This is a genomic window from Streptomyces sp. NPDC002870, assembly GCF_042888505.1.
Taxonomy (GTDB): Bacteria; Actinomycetota; Actinomycetes; order Streptomycetales; family Streptomycetaceae; genus Streptomyces.
The window spans coordinates 92,563-114,667 of the sequence record NZ_JBIAPW010000005.1; the positions used below are offsets into that span (position 1 = coordinate 92,563).

Annotated in this window: 10 protein-coding genes (1 of these 10 cut by a window edge); 7 read left to right on the top strand and 3 right to left on the bottom strand. The window is 69.1% G+C overall.

All coding sequences use genetic code 11. The features are described from left to right. The 6 genes from ACFYWY_RS08555 to ACFYWY_RS08580 all read left to right on the top strand — a co-directional run. On the top strand, window positions 1–11,140 hold the final stretch of the coding sequence (locus ACFYWY_RS08555) for a lonely Cys domain-containing protein (protein WP_389181718.1). 25,907 nt of this gene lie to the left of the window's left edge; 11,140 of the gene's 37,047 nt are visible here — the last part of the coding sequence; its start codon lies off the left edge, out of view; it ends in the stop codon at window positions 11,138–11,140. Window positions 11,141–11,223: 83 nt separating this feature from the next. Further along, window positions 11,224–11,982 (top strand): type VII secretion system-associated protein, encoded by a 759-nt coding sequence (locus tag ACFYWY_RS08560; RefSeq protein ID WP_389181721.1) that lies wholly within the window; start codon window positions 11,224–11,226, stop codon window positions 11,980–11,982. Window positions 11,983–12,496: 514 nt separating this feature from the next. Next, the gene (locus tag ACFYWY_RS08565) at window positions 12,497–13,459 is read left to right on the top strand and encodes a type VII secretion system-associated protein (protein WP_389181724.1); all 963 of its coding nucleotides are present in this window, start codon (window positions 12,497–12,499) and stop codon (window positions 13,457–13,459) included. Window positions 13,460–13,602: 143 nt separating this feature from the next. Continuing rightward, window positions 13,603–16,482: a hypothetical protein gene (locus tag ACFYWY_RS08570; protein WP_389181727.1), complete on the top strand. Its 2,880-nt coding sequence runs from the start codon at window positions 13,603–13,605 to the stop codon at window positions 16,480–16,482. 159 nt (window positions 16,483–16,641) lie between these two features. Further along, a complete protein-coding gene (locus ACFYWY_RS08575; protein WP_389181730.1) occupies window positions 16,642–17,913 on the top strand; it encodes a hypothetical protein in 1,272 nt (423 codons plus the stop codon). Window positions 17,914–18,057: 144 nt separating this feature from the next. Then, entirely contained in the window at window positions 18,058–18,660 is a 603-nt protein-coding gene (locus ACFYWY_RS08580) for a hypothetical protein (RefSeq protein WP_389181733.1), read from the top strand. Window positions 18,661–18,668: 8 nt separating this feature from the next. On the opposite strand, the gene ACFYWY_RS08585 is transcribed toward ACFYWY_RS08580, so the two are convergent. Beyond that, entirely contained in the window at window positions 18,669–19,865 is a 1,197-nt protein-coding gene (locus tag ACFYWY_RS08585) for an IS110 family transposase (RefSeq protein WP_389181736.1), read from the bottom strand. A 227-nt stretch (window positions 19,866–20,092) separates the two neighbouring features. On the opposite strand from ACFYWY_RS08585, the gene ACFYWY_RS08590 reads away from it, so the two are divergent. Then, on the top strand, window positions 20,093–20,644 hold the full coding sequence (locus ACFYWY_RS08590) for a YkgJ family cysteine cluster protein (RefSeq protein WP_389181739.1): 552 nt from the start codon (window positions 20,093–20,095) through the stop codon (window positions 20,642–20,644). A gap of 114 nt (window positions 20,645–20,758) precedes the next feature. Here ACFYWY_RS08590 and ACFYWY_RS08595 read toward each other — a convergent pair whose 3' ends face one another. Further along, window positions 20,759–20,911 (bottom strand): hypothetical protein, encoded by a 153-nt coding sequence (locus ACFYWY_RS08595; protein WP_389181742.1) that lies wholly within the window; start codon window positions 20,909–20,911, stop codon window positions 20,759–20,761. A gap of 79 nt (window positions 20,912–20,990) precedes the next feature. Next, the gene (locus ACFYWY_RS08600) at window positions 20,991–22,010 is read right to left on the bottom strand and encodes a sugar-binding transcriptional regulator (RefSeq protein WP_389181745.1); all 1,020 of its coding nucleotides are present in this window, start codon (window positions 22,008–22,010) and stop codon (window positions 20,991–20,993) included. Window positions 22,011–22,105: the final 95 nt, after the last annotated feature.

The window sequence follows — 22,105 nt, forward strand, 5'->3', positions numbered from 1 at the left end:
GGTCAGTGTTGCGGATACCGCGGAGGTGTCAGAGGCCGCTGTGGAACGGCAGGTCATCGAGCGGCTGGAGGCTCTGCACCTGGCCGACCCGTACCTGAGCAGGGGCCCTTTCGATCTGGACGTACTGGGCCGCAGGCTGCTGCACCGAAGCGACCGGCAACCTCTGGACGCGACCTCGTGGCGGCAGCTGATCGATCTGGTGGCCGGTGCGATCAGAATCGGTCGGGCGGACAGTCTGGCCGCGGTGGGCGCACTTCACCTGCAGATCCTGGGCGTGTTGTCGGGTGCGGAAGGAAGCACCTTTGGAAACCAGGGTCTGGGTCGCAACTGGAGCGGCGAACCGATCGCTGAGATCGATACGGGGACAGTCGGAGCGCGCGTCATGAAAGCGGACGGCACTTCCCGCTCTTCGAGAGTCGACGTGGCGCCCTGGGGTGATCTGAAGCCTTACGTGGTGGTGGCCGCAGGCAGCGCCGAGCACATCGTGGTCCGCACAGCCGACGGCACACCCATACGCGCCGGGACAGAGGAATTGGCCGAACTGCTGGTCAACGACCCGGCCCTGATGTCCGCTCCGGCCAACACCCCCATCGTCTTGATCATCAACCGCGCCGGAGCGCTGGGCCTGTACCTTCCTCGAGGCGTCGCACACAGGACCGGTAAGAGCGTGTGGTCCATCGGTGATGGATTGGCCCTGCTCCCCGATATCGGCAGGAACAGGGTGCGTATCTACCGGGAGACCGGCGAGCACCAGCCCGCCGGTCCGTGGATCCACACCCCCCCGCGACTGGCCCCACCACCCGCGGACGGTGCCATCCGAACCCTCGACGGCACCACCGTGCCGGACAGGGAACTGCTCAGCTACACCCTCGTGCGAGACGACGGCACGGCGGGCGCCGGGCGGGTGTCGGCGACGCCGGTCGAATGGGCGCGGAAGGAAGACGCCCACCGCCGGCTGCCCACCATCAAGCGCTACGCCGAGTACGACCAGGCCAACAAGGAACAGTACGGCGAGCTGAAGGCCGTGCCATGGACCGACGCATACTTCGCCGTCGTCGGCGGTACGGGAGACTCGGTCACACTCCACTATGTCGACGGCTCACCGCTTGAGCTCAGCGACGAGGAGTACGGCCGCTACCTCCAACGCCGCGACAGTGCGGCCGGCCTCAGCGCGACGGCCTCCCTCGTGCTGCTGCGGCGTGGAGCCGGTTCTCTGCCCCGCGGCGCCGACCGACTCAAGACTGTCCCCCTCGCTCAGCAGGCCGCCAATCACGTCCGGCGCGCTGCTTTTGCCCCGCTCGGGGACTACTCGGTGAACCAGTCGGAGGGCGGAAAGCCGGCGCGTATCCTGCTACTCAAGGACAACGCCGACGATCCGAACGGATGGGAGAGGTTCCTTCCGGAGCCCACCGACGCCGATTTGGATCTGGTGGCACAGCAGTACGGACTTGACTCGTCGGTTGTCGACCGGCGAGAGCGCGTCCTGCGCTGGTTCCGCGCGATGCGCCAGGCATTCGGGGCCGACATCGACGGCAACCCGGACCGGGGAACCGAGTTCGCCGCACTGATCCGCGGTTTCGCCGCACTCGAAACCATGCGCCTGACGAGCGGCAGCGAGGGCCTCTTGACCGGCGCCTTCCTCGACGGCCTCGCCGGTGACTACTTCCAGGCACGCGGCGGGCAGGTACCGGAGGCGAGCGACGAGGCTCTGCATATCGTCCTGGACGAGGCGTCGGAGGCGGTCGCCACCGATCCGCATATCGGTCTGAACGAGTTCCTGGCGACATCGCCCCACCGCCATCTCGTTCAGAGCGTGGTCCGCGACATCGAGGGCACCAACCATGTGCATCTGGGCGAGGCGTCGTTCGTGGCCGGCGGGACAGCGGCAGCCAGTGCGGCGCGTACTGCGGCTCCTGGAGCCGCCACGCACTCGGAACCGGGCCCTGACGAGGCCCCGGGCAGCACCCCCACGCCCCAGCCGTCCCGGCCGCGCCGCGAAGACTGGAACGCGCCGTCGAGCCAGGCGGCGCCCGAGGCGGACGGGTCCGCCCACGCCGACACCGGGCCGAGGTTCCGCGCGTTCTACTCGCCCGCCCCGGACCGGGCGCAGGTGCGCTACCCGTCGCCCGCGGACTTCCGTGTGCTCTCGCGCTCGGTGCTCCACGACGCCGACGGGAAGCCGTACGAGCACGTACGGCTGGAGGAGGCCCGGCAGGACGCCACACCGGTACCCGTACCGCCCGCCGGCCCCGCCGCCGAGCCGTCCGGGGCCGGCGGGCAGGACTGGTCCTCCGGTGTGGTGCTGCACGAGATCAAGGACGCGCAGGGACGCGTGATGGGGCTCGCGTCGTTCAACGCGCAGGATTGGGAGCTGCGTAAGGACTCGTACCGGCACCTGCAGGAGGCGACGGAGTACACGGACTGGCAGCGGGACGGCCAGGGCCGTGAGTTGGCTGTGCAGCGTCCTATGCCGGGGGTGGGGGAGCCGGGGAGGTTCTTCTTCGGTTCGCACGGTGACGCGGACGCTTTGGAGTTGGAGCAGGACGGGGGAGGGGTAGAGCGGGTTCGCCGGGGGGAGGTGGTCGAGCGATTCGCGCCGAGGCTGAGAGCAAAGGGGTTCAGCAGTATCGTCTTGGCGGCGTGCGGGGAGGACCTGTCGCCGGTCGAGGACGCGGACCTGAAGGCCGCCGCGGAGCGTACGGGGCTGACGGTGTATGTGGCCGAGCGTGGGTTTGCGGCTCCGCCTGGCGAGGACGGCACGTCGGTTGGTGTGCATCTGCGCGAGACTGGCAAGGGCGATGCCACGGGGTGGCGGGTGTACCGTCCTGCCTCCGCAGCTTCGAGGTCGGCCCCGCAGGCAGGGGCGGTGCTGTCCACGGCGCCATCGGTCCCGCCGGGGGACGAACACTGGAACGCGCCTCCTTCGCCCCACGGGGCCTCGCCTGCCGAGGACTATTCACCGCGGTTCGGCGTCTTCTACACCGATGGCCAGTGGAAGGAGCTGAGCAGGCGGTACGAACGTGCGCTCGGGCAGGTGCTGGCCGAGGACCCGGAGGTGATCGGGGAGGCGCGGCGGGCGGTCCGGTCCCTGTACGACCTGCTGAGCACGTACTACAGGCCGGAGTATGTGTCGGCGACGTTCCTGACCCATACGATGGACCCGCAGCCTGCGATGGAACGCCTGCTGGACCCTGACGGCGATGCCGACCTGCTGGAGCTGATGGATGCCTTCAGGCGCGCCGCTGCGGGTACCGGGAAGACCACGCTGGGCCGGCTGTGGAGTGAGGAACCCCAGCTGAACCCGCGGCGTCTGCCCCTCAAGCCCCGACCTGTTCGGCCGCACGACCGGGACACGCTGAAGGAGCTGCACGACCGGCGCGGATTCCCGGTGGGACCGGGCACTGCTGAGGAAGCCGAGTGGTTGCTCGGGGTTTACCAGTCGCTGAACGTGCCCGGTGGCGAGGCGCTCCGGTTCCGGGAAGCGCTGCTGGGGCGGATGTTGCCCGGGGCTGACGATCACACGCTGGTGGAGATTTGGCTGGCTTCGGGCCGGGCCGGGGTGCGCGACAAGACCGAGCCCGACACGGATTTCGAGGCCTCCCGCCTCTACGCATGGGTGGATGCCGCCGTCGACCCGGTTGAGCGGGTGAGGAAGAGCCCCGGCGACCTGCGGAAGGACCTGCGGCTGCCTCATGAGCGGATGTACCTCGCGCGAGCGGACTGGTTCACTCCGGAAGTCACCGGAGACGGCCGGGCCGAGGAGATCAAGGGTCTGCTACGGCCGGGGGGCTCCTTGGTCGGAACGGATTTGAGCGGTCCGGCGGTGGCGGCCTCGCGGCAGCGCCGCGAGGCCCTCTTGGAGTGGTTGCGGCGTCATCGCACCCTCGAGCTGCTGTGGAATGCGCAGGAGGGGCACGCGGCGGCGCTGCAGCTGGCCAGTGGTTCTGACGTGCGGCTGCTGGACGAGAAGTTCACTCCCGGCCCCGACGCGCCCGGCCCGCTCGAGCAGAGGCAGAGGGCGCTGTGGGGCGAGGCGTGGCCCCTGGTGGAGCAAGCGTTCGAGGGCGGCGATCCGATGGCGTCCCTGCCGCTGCTGTTCCTGCGGGACGAGCGGTTCCGGAAATTGGCGGAACTGGCCCACCGCGCCTGGGAGTTCCGCGCGGATCCCACTGGACGGGACGCGTGGGGGGAGGCCCGCATGCGCCTTGCGGAACGGGCCGTCGAGCTGGCGGACAGCCTGTGGGGTGAGCTGCGGGCGCACGCGGAGATGGCGACTGAAGCGGTAGCTCTCCTTCCGCCGGTCAGCGAACGGGTGTGGTGGGCGTCGTGGGAGTCCGGGCCGATGGATGGGGTGCAGCACGGCGACGGGGAGCGGCGGACGTTGAGGGTGCCGAGGCTGCACCGGGCGACGACGACCCGGAACACCGCGCTCGCGTCCCTGCTGCGGCCGGGCACCGAGGGGAGTGAGGGGCACCCGGTGTTGCGGGAGGTCGTGGACTCCACCGGCCGGGACGTCTCCCCGCTGGCGCGCAAGCCCGGCGAGCGCGCCGTGCTGTACCCCTACGCGACGACCCTGCGGGAGATACGCCGCGAGGTCCGCCTCGATGAGGCGACCGGCAGGCGGTACGTGCACGTCACCCTCGAGGAGGTCCCGCAGCCGCTTGGAAAGAAGTGGGACCGCGAGATCATCACGCGGAATGTGCGCACCCGGAAGGGCCGCTGGTACGGCGTGTCCTCCTTTGACATGGGGGACTGGCTTTATCGCACACCGTTCCATGCTGGTCTGCACGAATCGAGGAATTACCGCTTCGGCAACTGGCTGGACCCGGGAACCGTCGGAGAAATTCGCCCCCTTCCCTGGTCGGACCAGAACGTTGTCATCTTCCATTCGCACAGCAGTGGTCAGTCCTTCAGCGTCATGTCGCGATACGGCCAAAAGCAAGTGGACGGTACTCAGGTCGGCCGCTATATGCGGCAGCTGACGGAGAGTAGGGGGCCCCGTGCAGACTTTCGGCTGCTGACAGTTGCTTGTCATTCGGGCGCGGGAAGACTTTCTCAGCAGGCGGCCACGTGGAGCAGGAGTACCACTGTCGCTCCCCCGGTCGAGACCGGCCTGTATCCAAAAACAGGCGAACTCGTGCTCCAACAGGCCCCGGGTCAGCCGGAGCCGGAGTGGCGGGAGTTCGAGCCGCAGGATCCGAGCGTCCTCGCCGCTGAGACGGTCCGCTCGGCCCTTATGGACCCGGCCAGGCATGCAAGCCGGTTCAGCAGCTCGTACGCGGACCCCAAGTGGGAGCTCCTTGCAGTGGCGTACGAGAGGCACCTGGGGAGGACACTGGCTGCGGAGCCGGCGGTGTCCGACACTGCCCGGCAGGCCGTAGGGACTCTCTACCGCCACTACACCGAGCGCTACGACCGTCCCCGGGCCGCACAGCTGTTCTTTTCGGCCAAGGACCCAGAGACCGTTGCTCGGAACATGCGCCGCCTTCTGGATCCGCACTCCGGGGCTGGGCTGGACGAGCTCATGCGGGCCCTGTGGACCGCCGTCATCTCAGAACATCCTCAGGAGTTCTCCAAGCAGTCGCTCGACAAGGACGGCGGCTGGTACCGGGACACCCGCGGTAGGCGTGGTTTCCCGCTGGTCACGGGTGAGGCCAGGAAGGTGACACACCTGCTGCGCAAGTACGGTGACGACACCCATGCGTCGAAGGAGGAGATGCTGCGTCTTCGTGAGGCCCTGCTCGCCTGGTACCTTCCCGAGCACACCCGCTCGCTGTTCGAAATCATCGAGGCTTCCCACAGGGCCGAGGTCCTTGAAAGCGACGTGGAGCTCCAGGGTGACGCGGCCCATGTGTACAGCTCGTTCGCCGCGCTTCTCGCGCCCCGGGATAGCCGGGATCCCGGTGCCTTCATGGAGACGCTCTACCTTCCGCACCACGCGCTGTATCACCAGACCGCCGGGCCGCTCACCGAACAGGCCACCGGGGCTGCAGTCGAAGGCATCTGGCGGCGGCTGAACGGTGCGCCGGTGCCCCGCCCCGGGCCGGACTCGCGGCATGCGGCGCTGGAGCGCTGGCGGCAGCGTCACCCCGGCGGTTCTGTGCTGGACTTCCTCCGGCGTGGGGACCTCCTGCCGCTGTATCTGCTCTCGGGCCCGGACGCGGCGCTGGTCAGTGGGCGGTTCACCGACGCGTCCGGCGCAAACGGGGCCGAGCTGCTGCGGGTGGAGGCGCGCTCGGTGGTTAGGCGTGCGGTGGAGACGCGGCGGTTCGACTTCCCACTGCTGCTTCTGCGCGACGGGGATTTCGACGAGGCCGCCGCCAGGATCCGGACCATCTCCGAGGGGGAGGGGCACCGTGGTGAGCGGGAAGAGACGCTCGGAATACTGCTGGAGCGAGCCGACCGGCTGGCCGCTGCGCTGGCGGCGGAGATTCCCCAGCATCTGGGGATGGCGGCTGACACTCTGATGGCGCTGCCACCGATGAACGCGCCGGTGTGGTGGGGCACCTGGATCACGGGGGATCTGTCCAACGGGCTGCCGGGTGATGAGCTGCACGCGGTGAGCGTGCCGGAGTTCCACAGGGCGAGCGGCAGCCGGGAAGAGGTGCTGTCCGGCCTGCTCAGGGAGAGGACCGCGTCGGGCCGCCGCTCCCCGGTCCTGTTCGAGGTGCTCAGGTCCACGGCCCGGGACATCGCCCCCGTATCCGGGAACCCAATCCGGCAGCACGTGCTGTACCCGGCGGAGACGGTGTTGAGCGTGCGGCGCCGGGAGGTCCGGCACGACGAGGAGACCCGGCAGAGCTACCTGCACGTGCAGTTGGAGGAGACCGAACCCGTACCTCAAGTCCGGCGACGGGTCGAGGCCCTGCCGCCGACAGCCGGTGCCCCGGACGCCCCGGCCCCGGACGTGACCGCCGGCGAGCGGCTGGCGCCGGCGGTGCCGAAGCCGGGCGACCCCGGCGCTTGGTGGAACACACAGACCGTGCTGTATGAGATCGCGCACGGCGGACGGCGGTTCGGCTGGGCGTCATTCAGCCCGCGCGACTGGGCCCGGCGCCGGGCGGCCTACAGTCAGCTGCCGACGGTGAAGCACTACGTGGAGTGGCAGCGGGACGGCGCGGGGCGTCCCATAGCGACGATCAAGGCCATGCCCTTCACGGGAGCCGCGACCTGGGCTTCGCACAGCACTCCCGGGGGCAGCGCCTTCTCAATGGCGAAGCCCGGGGGAGGGGCGCGGCGCGGTGACGTGGCGGAAGTGGGCCAGTATCTTGCCATGCTGGACCTGTCCGGCGTCACCCAGCTGTTCCTCCTGCCGTGCGCGGGCAAAGCCGCCGCGGAGCGGGCGCGGCGGGCGGCCGCCATCACAGGCATGACGGTCTGGTACCCGGACGGGCCGGTCGCGGTCACCTTCGCTGACGATGGCAGAACGCCCTTTGTACATCTGCGGGAACGGGCCGACGGCAGACCTACCCCGTGGCGGAAGGTGCAAATGGGCCCAGTCCAGCAGGGGCCGAAGGAGCCGGTCCCCGTGGTGTCGTTCGGCTACCCGTCGGAAGGCGACTGGAACATGCCCCTTCCTTCCCCGCCGACCGCCCCGTCGCTAGGGGGCACGGGGGCCGCCACCGCGCCGTCGGAAGCAACCAAGGGCGTGGCAGGGGCCGGGGCGCCGGAGGTTGGCGGTCTCGCGGTGCGGTTGCCTGGGATGAGGGTGGGTGAGCGGGCTGCGGAGCTGGCTTGGTTGTCGGCTTCCGAGCGGGAGTCGCTGGCGTCGGATCCGGCTTTGGTCGACGGGTTGCGTACGGCGCTGTCCGTGGACGAGTTCGCGCTTGTTGCCGCGCAGTTGATGGTGGTGATGCCAGAGGGTGTGGATCAGCCGGTGTCGGCGCGGCGTGAGGTTCAGGCGCAGATAGCGCGGATGCTGCGTGATCCGGAGGTGGCCGCGCGGCTGCTGACCCGTGGTTCCCGTGTGGTGGTTGTACCCAAGGACGAGGCGATGACCTCGCTGGCCCCGTTCCGCGACCTGCAGGGTGTGTCGATGGGCGATGGCCGGAACTGGGACATGGTGCGGGGGGGTAATGGACCGGACGCCACAGCGGTCACCGAGGAGAATCTCCTTGGCGAAAAATCCAGCGTACCCGGCCCATTTGGGTACCCTGACGGATATTCGACGACAACGCACGAGTTCGCGCACGCCATTCATTCGTTCGGGCTGACTGACGCTGACCGGCAGGTCATCGAAAATTCGTATCTAGCCAAGGTAAGTCAACAGTACGGTGCTCAATGGGTGGACGGCCCGTTGCATAACATCGATGGAAGGCTTACCGGCAATTACTCATCCGTGCATGTGGAGGAGTACTTCGCGCAGGTCACCAATGCCTATCTCGGCACGAACTACGGGGAGGATCTTTACACCGAGCAGCCGCGGAACAATGGTGCCGACTGGGTGCGGCGCCATGAGCCGGCGCTGTTGCCGCTTCTGGAGCGGCTGTACGGCTCTGATCCGGAGGCTCTCGACCCGGGTCGGGCGAATCCCGTGGAGCGCACGCGGGCGGAGAACGACCTGTACGACGGTTACCGGGCTTTTTGGGACCAGGTCGAGAACGCTTACCGGCCGCTGGCCCACGAGCCCGCGCCCGCCGCCCCCGAGCCGCCGCACAGCCCCGTCGACCGCGAGACCCCGCAGGACGGGACCGCCTTCCCAGCGGCGCAGTCGCCCGCTGGCCACGAGGCCTTGACCGAGCCCAGCACGGAGTCCGACACCGAGCCCGGCACCGGCCCGGAAGAAGCCGCACCGCGTGGCGACTACCGGCGCACCGGACCGTACAGTGCGGAGCTCGACGGTGTGCCGTACGCGCTGCACGCGTCGCCGGGGGAGGGCGACCGGCTCGTCGACGCCCTGCTGTTCACCGTCCGGTACGCGGCCCACGAGGCGCTGGAGGCCGCGGGGATCGACATGGGTGACGGCTTCCGCGACTGGCTGGCAGGTCGCGTCACCGACGACGATGTGCCCGAGGGCGCACCACCGCTGCTGGACGGCGGGCGGATCATCCCGCTGAGCCTGCTGGACGCGATCGGTGTGGAGCTGACCACCGCGCAGCGCATGCAGGGCGCCCTCCTCGGCGAACTGCCGGCCTCTGAGGTCGGTCTGAGCGTGGCCCAGCGGTTCGCGCTGGCGCTGCGGGACCCGTCGTACGGATGGGGAGACCCGGACTCCGCGGCCGGGGTGCTCGCAGCGGTGGCCGCCCCCGAACTCGGCGTCGAGGTGGCTGTGGTGGGCCTGGAGGCCACGGTGGACTACTACGGCGGGGGAGGGGTGGACGGCACCGCCCTCCTCGTCCACGACGGCGACCGCTACCTTGCCGGACTTCCGCAAGGCCCCGGCGAGAGCCCGGACCAGGCGGTGCTTGGCCCGGTGGAACCGGCCCCTGCCGACGGGGTGGCGACAGCCGGGGGAGCAGAGCCTGCTCGTAGGAGTCATAGGAAGGGGCCGAAGCCGGTTGGTGGGTCTGGATTCGGTGGGGGTGTGCCGTTTGCTGGTCAGGGGTCGTCCTCGGCTGCGGGTGGCGCTGCGTTCTCGTATGGGCCGCAGTCGGGGTATGGGGCGCAGCCGGGGTGGGGTGGTGCTGGTCAGGGGGCGTCGTCGGCTGCGGGGGCTGGCGCGGTTTCGTACTCGTATGGGCCGCAGACGCGGTTGGGCGGTTTGGGCCAGGGGCGGAACTGGACCAACTGGCCTGTTGCGCCACTGGATTCTTCCGCCTATGCGGAGGTGAACGCATCCGGTGGTGTGACGAAGCGGGCTACTCCTTGGGGGACCGGGCCGGTGTGGACGGTGGTCGCCGATGTGTGGGATCCACGGTTGGCTGATGCGATCGCGGCGGACCCTGAGCGGCCGGCGTATGTTCCGGTGCTTCTTGTGGTGCCGTTGCCGGGAAGGGTCTTGGAGGAGGCCCGGTTGGTGGCGGAGCGTGCGGGGGTGCTGGTGTGGTCGATGGATGCGCAGTACCGCCTTGTCGCCGCCAGTGGTAATCGGTCGCGTGTGGGTTTCGTCGGCTCTAGAGGGCGGCCGCTGGGCCAGTGGATTCTGAGCCGGCCTGGCATGCTGCCTGATCCCGGGTTGTCTCCTGCCGCGGGCGGGTATGTCGTGACGAATTCGTCGGGTATGGACATCACGGAGAATAATCTGGTGTCGCATACCGTCGTCGATCCGTCCACGTCGGAATCCACGGGCCGCATATTCCACAGTGACAAGGAGATGGCGGACAACGAGGAGCATTACCGGGTTCTTCCGGCGATACTCCACTACAGTCGATTGGATCCCGATACGGATACGGAGGGTCCGGTCAAGGGCCTTCCGTTCGATCTGCGGGAGTTGTATATCGCCAGTGCGCACGGCGTCAAACATCTCAACGGTGCTGAAATTCCCTTCATCAAGACTATTGGTGGCTATTCACAGGCCGCTGAGGATGATGTGCGTGGGCCGGTGCTGGGGCGGCTGATCAAGCGGCGCCCGAGTCTGATCGGTAAGAAGGGCGTGCTGGTCGATGTCTGTGCAAGTGGCGTCATTGCTGAAGCGCATGGGCATGATCCGTTGACCCACGTTCCTGCCGCGCAGCATGTGGCCAATGAGACCGGTCTGCCGGCATGGGGCTATGCGGGTGATGGGTTTGTCGAGCTGGCTAATGGGCCCGCTCGTATCCTGGTCGAGGGGCGGCTGAGCGAGGTCCGGGAGGATCTCATCCGGTCTTATCCGGAGACACCCGAGGCCTGGTTGTCGTGGTGGGCGGATCAGGCGGGGCTGGATGTGGGGATGCCGGATCGCGAGGTGCGTGTCCGGCGGTGGACGCGTGCGTTGCGCGGGGCGTTCGGGGCACACGTCGAGAGCCCGCAATGGTCCGGTTTCTATGCCGAGGCCATGCGTGGTTTCGCGAGCTTGGAGAAGATGCGCTACCACAGTGGCGACACATCCCCTCTGACGCAGTGGCAGTTGAACCAGGTGCTCCAGTCGTTCTATACGCAGCACGGACTGCCGATGCCGGGGTACAGCGACGCGCTGCGGCAGATGCTCGTACAGGCCGCCCTTCATGCGGGCAGCGGCCTTTCCGTTCAGGCGTTCCTGACCAGCCCGGCTACAGCGCCGTGACGTCGCCCGGCTCTGGTGGCGCGAAGCGTTCCGACTCCGGCGGATTGGCCACCGATGAATGGACGACGACACATGAGGACGTCATGAGTGAGCCGAGAGCGGAACCCGTGACCACAGATACGGCCGAACCCGGCCAGAATGACCCCGCGTTCACGAAGGTGTCCGTGCTGACCCGGGAGAAGGAGGGCGCCGCCGGGCACAGCGCGAGGACAAAGGCATCGGCGAACCCGAACGAAACCGGCGGGAAAGGAAAGGCCGACAAGGCCGGCGATGACGAAGAGTGGGGGATGCCCCCGCCGCCCCCAGAGCTCGTCGCAGCCGCCCGGCTCGCGCCCGATCACTGGTTCTCCGTGCCCGACAGCGCCTGGGAGGGGGAGGGGGTGCCGCCGGGGTGGGCCGTGCTCGGCCGGTGGCGCTCCAACGACAAGGGCGAGATCGTGGAGTGGGAGGACAACGAGGACTACCGGCCTTCTCCCGGGGCACTGGGCTGGTCCGAGCCCGCCGATGCGGTCGACACCGCGGTGCAGCGCGCAGCCACTGGATACGGGCCGGAGCACGATGTTGCACTGGCTCTGGCGGACGCGGCCGAGGTGGCGGTGATCCAGGGGCCGGACGGCCCGGCCGTCATCGAGGCGCCCGACGGCACCCGGGTGGTTCCGATCTTCACCGTGTCGTCGCAGCTGGCGGGTGTCGAACTGCCGCCCCACAAGACGATGTCCGTCGCCGAGCTGCTGTTCCAGGTCCCCGACGAGGTCGAGCTGTTCTACCTCAGTCCTTCCGCTCCCGTCAGCATCATCGTCGAGGTTCACACCGTGATGGCATTGCTGGAGGGGCGGGCATGAGGTTCGCACCCCACTGTGAGCGATCTCGTCCGACCTCTGGTCGGCCGGGGGTGTTATGCACAGCAGGCTGGGCACCGCTAGTATCTGCGGCAGTGGGGCGTCGATGTTGGTCCCGGCCCGGTGCGGCCGAGGTGTCCAGCAGTGCTCAACGGGTTGGTCTCGGACGGCACTCCGGTGACTGGGAAACCCGGCACGATGTCGACGGCCGGGTCTTGGCGTCAGTCTCGTTTTGCTCTTCGGCGTGCGTTCGTGCGGTGGCACCGCGTTCGCTTGCGCGCAGGGGCTGACATGGGCCGCCTGGCTGCGCCTACCCGCTGATATCCCGTCCGCGGCGGTGGAACCCAGGAGCGCTCTGTCGGCTTTCGCGTGCAGGCGCGGTCATTCAGCGCAGTCCATCGGCCGTCGTTTCGACGGCGGGGGCAACGCACACCTTTCAACGCCAGTAGGCGCGAATGACTCGCGGCGCGCGGGACAGCGCAGATCAGCCGATCCCACTCACCTGGTAAGGACAGCAATGGCCAAGAAGACCACCACCACCCTTCCTTTGCCCACAGTGCCGGACGAGGAGACCGTCGTGGGGCCCCTCGAGAAGCCGGGGAGCCAGCCCCAGAACGAACACATCCCGGTGGCACCGGTCGGTGCGCAGGGCGACGATCGCGGGGCGGCCGGAGCCGGAGACGACGGCGGTCAGGCGGACGCCACGACCACCGGCCCGGACTCCGATCCGCCGCCCATTCCGGACGCGATCCGTGAGGCGGCCAGGCTTGCCCCGGACCACTGGCTGGGGATGGTGGATCCGACGTGGTCGGGCGAGGGGCCGCCCCCGGAGTGGGCGCTGGTCGGCCAGTGGCGTTCCGGTCTGGACGGGGAGATCGAGGAGTGGCGGGACAATCCCGAGTACCGGCCCTCGCCCAACGCGCTCGGCTGGCCGGAGCCGGAAGACGAGGTGGACGAGGCCATCCAGCTCGCCGCCACCGGCTACGGACCCGGGGAAGCCGTCGGCGAGTCCCTGGTCGGCCGGGAGGTGGCGGTCCTGGTCAAGCCGGGCGGTGGCGTGCTGTTCGCCGCGGCCCCGGACGGTGAGGCTGTCGTCCCGCTGTTCACCTCACCGGTGTTCCTGCACACGGCCGGCCGCCTCGCCTTTGAGGTGATGAACGTCAACGACCTGGTGCACCAGGTCCCCGAGGGGCATCTGCTCTACCTCAACCCCTCCGCCCCGGTCAGCATGACCCTGGAACTCGACGTCATGCGTGCCGCGGTCGAGTCCGCCAACAGCCCGGCACCCAGCGTGCCCACGGTCAGTGGCGACGCGGAGGAGGAGCCGGAGGCCACGGTCAGTGGCGACGCGGTGGAGGAGCCGGAGGCCACGCTCAGCGGTGGCGCGGTGGAGGAGCCGAAGGCCACGCTCAGCTCCAAGGTGACTGACGCGTTGACGGCCGGGGCGGAGAGCGGCGAGCCCCGGGGGTCGGAAGCGTGAGCCGGTGGACATCTGTCTTCCGGCGCAGGGGCGGTAGGTCCGGGGCGGCGCACGGCCCCCGAGGTTCGGCCGGTGGCGGGGTCCGGGCGGTCCCCGCCACCGTGCCCGTCGAGGACATCGACGGTGTCCTTCTCCTGAGGTCCTTGGAGGACGAGTTCCCGAGTCTTGTGGACTTGGCGGAGGTGGCCCGCACCGTTCACGAGTACGACGACGAAGTCGTCACGGTGATGGCCGGCTCGGCCGACCGGGCCGGCCACGACTCCTCGGACTACTGGGCGCGTATGAGCGGTCTCCTGGACTCCCTCCGCGACAAGGGGACTTCATGCGTGCGGCTGGTCATGTCCGGTGCCGGTGACGAACAGCCGGACCGGCTCAGCCTGGCGCGCCGGATCGCGGATGCGTGGGAGATGGAGGTGATCGCCCCGGACGGGGTCGTACTCATCGCTCCCGGCGGGGCGCTGTTCGTCCTGGGAAGCCCGGGGGCGGCGCGCGGATGGTGGCGGTTCGCGCCTGGTGAACGGCCTCGGCCGCTGGGTCCCCGCGCGCCCGCGCCCGTATGGCAGGAGTCGCTCAACCGGGTGCCCGCCCGCACGGCCGGCGGCTGCGTGGTGGACCAGATACCGGCAGGAATACATGTGCGACAGGCCGGGGCATCGGAGCCCGGCGAAGACGATCTGTGCTTTGCGATGCCTGTTCATCCCGAACGGCCCGTCCTGCTGGTGGGGGCTCCCCAGGCCGAGGACGTCGCGGCCGACGAGGTGGCCGCGGTGCTTGCCGCACTCCCGGCCGCGGAGCGGTCTCGCTTCCAACTCGCGCCCGGCGGGCGGCGTGACCTGCTGCGGCTTGCCCAGTCGGTCGCCGACATGTTGGGCAGCGATGTGGAGGTGCTCACCGGGATACCGCTGCTGTCCGGGAACTCCGTGTCGGAAGCGGCCGTCCGCCCCACCCTGGTGGGCTCCGACGGAGAGCCGACGTGGCAGCCTTACGTCACGGCCGTTGCCTGCAGTCCGGTCGACGGGGTCGGGAAGACACCTGCCCCCCGGTTGGTGCACAGCTACCCGCTCGTCCAGGGCGCGGCCGACGCCGAACACGAAACCATGCCGCTCACGGACCAGTGGTACGCCGTCGCGACCAGGGCCGGTGTGGCGGTGGGCGAACTGGGCGGGCCCCGCCCCTCGCTGACCGCGATGACGGTGGACCCGGACACGCTGTCCGTCGAACTCGGTACGCCGGGAGCGGCGTTGGACGAGTCGGTGCTCCCCGCGCTCTCCCAGCTCCTGACCAGCCTCGGCCCCGAGACCCGTGCGCGGACCACCCTGCTGGTCCGCGGCACGCTCCCCTCCGGAGAGGGCGGGTTGCGCCAACTTGCCTCGGAGCAAGGCGTGTTGGGTCTCCGATATCTCACCGGTGGCGACACGGGGCCGGTGAGCTCCGGACAGCAGCCGGGCGAGCCGTCATCACCAACCGATGGGCGTCCGCGCCCGGACGCCGAAGGGCGGGTACCGACGGCCGTTGCCCCACCGGCGGTCGACCTTGAGTCCGCTACGGTGCCCACTGCGCCAGATCCGGAAGCGACGAGGCCCCCGGCCGACCCGGCGCAGGTTCCGGAGCTGTCCGGGCAACTGGTCGGCACCGGCGGGGCAAGCGCCTTCACGTCGCCCGCCGCACCAGAGACCGCCGGCGTCGCGGCCGGAGCAGTCGGCGGCGCCGGCGGCCGGGGTCCGCGGAGGATCGCGGGGGTGGGTGACACATCGTCGCCCCCCAGGCCTGCCCCGGCCCCGCGCATCGCGGTGACCGAGGCCAGGTCGCAGGAGCCCGTCCCAACCCCGGCGGCTCCCGCGACAGGCGCGGGTGGATCCCGGCCGGACGACACAGAGACCGTCGGCGAATTGGTCGCAGGCGTGCTGACGGCGGGATCAGGAGAGCCGCCGTCGTCCGGTGACGCCTCGTCTTCGCACGGTTCCGTCCTCGGCACGGCCGGTGATCCTTCAACCAGTGGCCCCCCTGTCGCTGAGCCTGACGACGGCGCGGACCGCGGTGAAGCGATACCCGGTGAAGTGAAACCCGGTGCAGTGGACCCCGGTGACCGCGATGGAAGAGGCGGCAGCGCGGAGGGTCTCGGGGCGGACGGTCCGGCGGCATCGGAGCCCCCGTCCAAAGGCCCCGAGAGTGGTGGGCGGGAGCCGGCTCCCGCCGCGCAGGCACCGCAACCGTCCTCATCCGGCGTGCCCGTGCCGTTCGCGCCAGGCCACGTCAGCAGCGCCGCCGAACGTGCGGCCTTCCGCGAACTGGCGTCGGACGTCTGGGAAGTCCACGGCGCCGCCGTCTCGCGGGTGCTCACCCGGATGCCCGCTCTGCGCGGGCAGGAGCTCGAAGCCGCGAGGGCCGACCTGGTCGCCCTCCTTGCCTACCTCACCACCGAGGAAGGTCCGCTGCTCCCTCGCGCACTCGTCCGCGACCTGCACCGCGGCGACGGGCGCCTGCTGCCGTACGCAGCGTGTATCGCGTCCGCTCTGCGGCGGCTGCCCTCCTATCGGGGCGTAGCCCTCCGCGCGGCCGAATCCGCCGAGCCGGCCGAAGCCGGGCACGCAGAAGGCGAGCCGCGGGCCGGAGCCCTCCTTCTCTCTCCCGGGCCGGTCAGCTCGCTGGCCATGTCCTCGGTGCGCCCAGGGGGTGTGCCTGTGCGATACGGGATCTGGTCGGTCACCGGGCGCAAGGTGCGGCAGTTGCTCGACCGCCCGGGCGGGGCGAAGGACGCACCTGAGGAGATCGTGTTCGCGCCGGGAACCGGATTCCGGGTACTCGGTTCCCGGACCGTGCACGGTTCGCCCGTGATCCTTCTGCGTGAGCTTCCCGCGACGGCCGCCTCCCCCACGCCCTTCGGGGACGGTGTTGAGGAACTGAGCCAATTGGACCGTGTGGCTCTCAGCCGACTCGAAGCAGCGCTCGGCCGGGAGTTCCCCACCGAGGGGGGAGCGGACTGGCCGGAGCGGTGCATCGGTCCGCTGGGATCCGGCGGGTAACGGGTTGCCCGGAATCGCTAGCCGTCTGCCGAACAGGCGCATGACAGCCAACGCAGCGCAAGGACAGAGGAGAGGCCTGGCAGACCTGGGCGAGGTGACGCATGCGCTGCACCGAGCACTGCCCGACGGGCCTCAAGCAACCACAAGAGGAGACGACACATGAGTACTCAAGAGACATCCGGCAGCACCGCCCGCCAAGCGTCCCCGGACAACGAGGCGCAGGGGGGTACCGGCAGCCGTCCGGCCGGTGGTACGCGCCGGGCGGTCACGTTGTCGGCCATGTCCGGCGATCCGGGTGCCGCGTGGACCAACTTGCGCCCGGCTCCGTCGGGGCAGACCGGCACAGTCGCGGCATCTCAGCCTTCGGCGACTGCTGCGCACGCCTCGCCTTCAACGGTCGGGGAGTTCGAGGGCGCGGTGCGGGCCTCGACGCCCGGGGCCGGCACACGGCGTACGGCGTCCGAGGAGGGGCAGCAATCGGCGGCGGGCCAGGCCGCCGCCGCGCCGGACGCCGGACTCGCCGCGGCCGAAGAAGGACGCGGCGAGTCCGCCCTGGGCACCCCAGAGGCCGCTGCGGCTGCCCAACCGGACCCCGCCCAGCCCGGAACGGACGGGGACGCGCCTCCAGGGCGCCCCAACAAGCCGATGCTGGCGGCCGCTGCGCTGGCGGGCGTTGTGCTGCTCGGTGTTCCCATCCTGATGATCGGCGGAGACGAGGGCGACGAAAAGAAGCGGGAGAACATCTCCAACGCCGCGCAGGACACCCTGCTGGGGGAAACCGGGGAAGAGCAGGCTCCCTCGGGCAAGTACGCACCGGCTGTGCCGAAGCAGGACTCGTCGAAGCAGGACTCGTCGAAGAAACCGTCTGTCGACCCCTCCGGCGGACAGGGGAACAAGGGCGGCAACGGCGCGCAAGAGGACGGCAAGCCGGCGTTCGACAAGGCGGCAGAGCCCGTGTCCGCCGGGCAGCGGCTGGCGTCGCAAACCGAGGTGGAGAAGCAGCTGAAGCCCTCCGCCACGCCCTCCCCCAAGGCCGCCGCTTCCGGGTACTGGGAGACCAAAGAGCGCAAAGTGAGCAATGCGAACAGCGGTCTGTGCCTGACTACCGTGAATGGCCGAGTTGTCGGCCAGAAGACGTGCGGCACGAGCGTCTGGACGCGCTATGTGATGCCCGGGGGACAGATGCTGCTGAAGCTCAAGAGCGCCAACCAGTGCCTCGACACGAACGGTGGCGCTCTGTACGTGTCCGGTTGCACCCCGAAGGACCCGGGGCAGGTCTGGCGTGCGTTCTCCGCGGGCGACTGCAAGGTCGCCCTGCAAGCCAGCGGCGGGGCATATGTGACCGGGTGGAACAACGGGACCGTGAGCATGCGGGCCAGAGGCGATGTCGACGTGGCGGCCAAGCAGAAGTGGGGGTTCTCCCTCTGCTGAAGCGGACTGAGCCATAGGGCCCCTGAGCGGAAGGGCCGGTGCGCGGACGTAGCGCACCGGCACCGTCCGGCCACCCACCAAATCCTTCACCGCTTCTGGTCCGGGCGCACCTCGCGGAGGTCGCCCTGAGGAATGGAGCTTGCATTGATATCACCCAACTCGCCGAGCGCCCGCGCCGAATGGCTGTCCTGTCGCGCCACGATGCGCTGCACGCGCGGAGCCCGCCATGTCACCGGTGCGGACATCGTGCGTATTTCCCGCACCCTCGCTCTGGAGCCGTGGCATTTCACCCAGACCGCTCCGGCCGCCGCCGACGATCCGACGGGGATCGTCATTGATGAGGGGAGGCGTCGCGTCAACCTCAGACTGGCCAACGCCGCGGGCGGCTGTGTCTTCTCGATACGCACCTCCAGCGGGGCCGGCCGCTGCGGTCTCGGGGATCTCGCCCCCGTTACCTGCCGGGTCTTCCCGGCCGATCCGGCCAGGGGCTCCGCACCCACCCAGCGCCAGCGGGGATGCGAGTGTCAGGAGTGGACCGAGAAGGATCTCGACGAGGAGAAGCTGACCGACGGGGTGAGCGTCTGGGCCTCCGATCGCGACCATTGGTTCGAGGTCGTCAAGCGATGGAACGCGCTCGCCGAGGAGTCGGATTCCGCACTTGGCATCGAGGACTTCCAGAGGTATCTGCTGGAGGCACAGACCGCCCGTGAAGCCGGTGCGCCGTGGCCCGAGGAGGTGGCTGCCTAATGCTGAAGTCAAGCGATGAGACGAAGTTGCGGTCGGCCCTCGTAGGGCCTGCGGTCGCGGAGGATGGCGAATACGACGTTGACGCGGCGGCGGGCCAGGGCGATCAGGGCCTGGTGGTGCCGTTTGCCTTCACTCCTCTTGCGGTCGTAGTAGGCCCGGGAGACGGGGTCGCGTCGGATCGCGCAGAACGCCGACTGGTAGAAGACGCGTTTGAGGGCCTTGTCGCCGCCGGTGGCGCTGCGCGAGTACCGGACCTTTCCGGACTGGGAGAGCACCGGGGCGAGCCCGGCCGCGGCGGCCAGGGCGTCTCCGCTGGTGAACCGGCCGATGCTGCCGACCAGTGCGACGAACTCCGCGGTGAGGATGGCCCCCATCCCCGGCAGGCTGCGGATGAGGGCCCCGTCAGGGTGGCCGCTGACCAGCTCCTCGATCTCGGCCTCCAGGGCCTTGAGCCGTTCCTTGGTGGCCAGGAGCCCGGTGGCGAGTTCACGGATGAGCTGAGCGGTGCGGCGTTCGCCGACGATGGCGGTGCGCTGGGCCCGGGCCGCGCTGACCGAGGCTTCGGCCAGCTTCTCGGCCGTGGGCCGGTGGGTGCCGTGCCTGCGCAGGTAGTCGGTGATCCGTGTCGTGCCGGCGCGTCGGACTTCGCTGGGCGTGACGTAGCGGGACAGCAGCAGGCTGGACTTCTGGGTCGGGTCCACGACGCGTTCCAGCCCCGGGTGTATGCCGGTGAGCAGGTCGCGCAGCCGGTTGATCCGCGCGGTGGTCTCCTTGGCCAGCACCGCACGGTGACTAACCAGAAGCCGCAGGTCGACGGTTGTTTCCTCAGGCAGGTCGACGATCCTCAAGTCGTCGCGCAGCACGACTTGTTCCGCTATGACCTTGGCGTCCCGGGGATCGGACTTGTTCTCCCCGCCGCGGGTACCGCGGCGAGCACGGTTGACGGCCAGGCCGGGCACGTGGACGCAGCGGAAATCGGCGGTCAGCAGCATGGCCGTGAGCAGTCCGGCAACACCGCCCATCATGTCCAGGCCGATGGTGAGGTGGCTGTGCTCGGCCTGAACGGTGCGCAGTTCGGTGATGGCTTCCTCGATCGACTCCGGGTCGTTGTCGACGCGATGGCTGAGCAGAAGCCGACCGCGGTCGTCAATGGCGGCCAGCCAGTGAAACTCCTTGGCGATGTCGAATCCTGCGGTTGCGGTCATCGCGACGCTCCCCTCGCCGTTGAACGTGCGGCGCGACCCCTTCCGCCTGTCCTCGCCCTACCAAGCGATGGTCCGCAGAGCCTAATCAGCAGTCCGGAAGAGGTGGCGGGGCAGGGGGAACAGCCACCTGAGCCATGGACGGCAGCCAGCATGAAAACCATCCCTGCCCCGCTCGCGCGACCCCATCGTCGCGAACGACCGGGCCGTGCGAAAGAAGGTAGGGCGGTATGAACGGCAGCGGGGCGAACGTCGCCGGCTGCGCGAACTGCGCCGGCAACTGCTGCCGGACGTACAAGGTCGAGGTGACCGTCGCGGACGTGCGAAGGCTGGCGGCCGGAACGTCACTTCACCCCACGGACTTCATCCGCTTGATGGACGACGAGGACGGCTTCCGGCTTGGGCCCGGGGGTCCGGGGAAGGCCCTCTTCCTCATCCGCAGGCCGGAAAGCGGCGCCTGCGTCTTCCTCATGGAGCTGGCCCCCGGGAAGGCCCGCTGCGGCGTGTACGCACACCGCCCGCTGGTGTGCAGCAACTTCCCGACGACCCTCCGGCGGAACGCGGTGGACATCCGCGAGAACGTCGTCTGCGGGCCGGACACGTGGAATCTCGCGGCCATGGACCTGACCACGTACCGGCAGGACATCACCCGCAACAGGGCAGCCTGGCGCGAGCACCGGGAGATCGTGGAAACGTGGAACGCGACCATTGACGCCGAGGGGCGGAAAGCGTCGCACCAGGAGCTGTTCGACTACTTTCTGGACGGTCGGGTCGAGGGTTGACCAGTGCGGCGGCTGGCACGGCTCCAGGACCGTCTTGTGGTCCTGGAGCCGGCTTCCTCGGCAATCGGTTCCGGCAGGGGCACCCGGCGGTCTCGTTCAGGTGGGTGGCGCGTTTCAGGTCGGGTGGCTGCCGAGGCGGAGGTCGTAGCCGAACACGCCGTCCTGACGGTCGGTGCCGGTGCTTGCGACCAGGCGCCGTCCGGGCTGATGGCAGTGGCGCCACACCCCTGCGGCCGCACACGACGCGGCCACGACACGTACAGCCAAGCCCGTCGGGCACAACTGCCGCCCGTCTGAGTACAGTTGGTGTGTGTGAACGAACGGCGGGCCGACAGAGCTGAGGGCCTCAGTCGCTGGAGCTGAGAATGCGCCGGGCAACCGAAGCATCCGTAATAATCCCGGTAAGCAGTCCGGACTTGAGAACGGCGCAGATGGCGTCCGCCTTCTGGGCGTCCCCTGCAATGCCGATCACCTCCGGAATTTTCCGTAGCTTCTCGACCTCTATGGAGATCACTCGGTCGCTGAACTCCGTCGGCAGGACAATGCCATTGCCGTCAAAGAGGTGACCGCATATCTCGGCACATACGCCGAGATCCCGGTACGTCTCACGCTCACGCTCCGTCAAGGCGTCGTAGATCGTGGACAGAGTTGGTGCCCAAGCGCCGATTTCGACGACCGCCTTGCTGACTTGTTCGAACTGGGCGAGTGTCGCGACGATTCCGGGCTGTTTGCCCAGGATGGTGGCCGTGAACGCGTTGGGTACGATGAGGGGAACGTGAAGTGGAAACGCGGTGCCGCCGCCGATCGCCGCCGCACGAAGAACGGCGGAGACCGATGCGTAGCTGTCCCACTCATCAGGGTGAGAACCTGTGAGTTGGACTACCTGACAGCGAGCCAGCTTGGTGATCGCTCTACCGAGGGCTTCCACTGAGAGCCCCCAGGCCAGTCCAAGGATGTCATCGTCATCGACGGTGTCGGTGATCAACCGTGCGGCTGCCTCTCCCAGCCACTGAACCACCTCATCGGGATGCATCTCGTGCGCATCCTCACAGGCTTCGATCACGATCACGCGTGAGAGCCCGAAGCGCTGTTGGAGAGCCAGAGAAAGATCGACGTCTATCCTGACCGGAACAGTGACGTCGATCCGGACGATGCCTTGGGCCACTGCCTCCGCGAGTATGCGAGCCACCTTGAAGCGGCTGATCATGAACTCGTCGGCGATCTCGCTCTTCGACCGGTTCTCAAGATAGAACCGTCTGGCAATGGTAGCGGTCAGAAAGACGTCGGTTGCCGGCACAGGTGGCGGCGTGCTTTCCGCGCCCATATCGATGATCCCCCTGCTTAGTTCTCGTGCAAGCAGCAGCACGCGTCGATGCCGCCGCGTGGGTGTCAGTCAATGGCTTGATGCGTGCGGGGTGACAACAGGCCCCGCGTGCCGCTCGTGAGTCTCCCGAAGTCTCC

What these genes read in the sequence shown, in the direction of transcription:
- ACFYWY_RS08590 (WP_389181739.1), top strand. Translation starts at nt 20,093, where the DNA reads ATGAACGGCAGCGGGGCGAACGTCGCCGGCTGCGCGAACTGCGCCGGC.
- ACFYWY_RS08560 (WP_389181721.1), top strand. Translation starts at nt 11,224, where the DNA reads ATGAGTGAGCCGAGAGCGGAACCCGTGACCACAGATACGGCCGAACCC.
- ACFYWY_RS08565 (WP_389181724.1), top strand. Translation starts at nt 12,497, where the DNA reads ATGGCCAAGAAGACCACCACCACCCTTCCTTTGCCCACAGTGCCGGAC.
- ACFYWY_RS08575 (WP_389181730.1), top strand. Translation starts at nt 16,642, where the DNA reads ATGAGTACTCAAGAGACATCCGGCAGCACCGCCCGCCAAGCGTCCCCG.
- ACFYWY_RS08585 (WP_389181736.1), bottom strand. Translation starts at nt 19,865, where the DNA reads ATGACCGCAACCGCAGGATTCGACATCGCCAAGGAGTTTCACTGGCTG.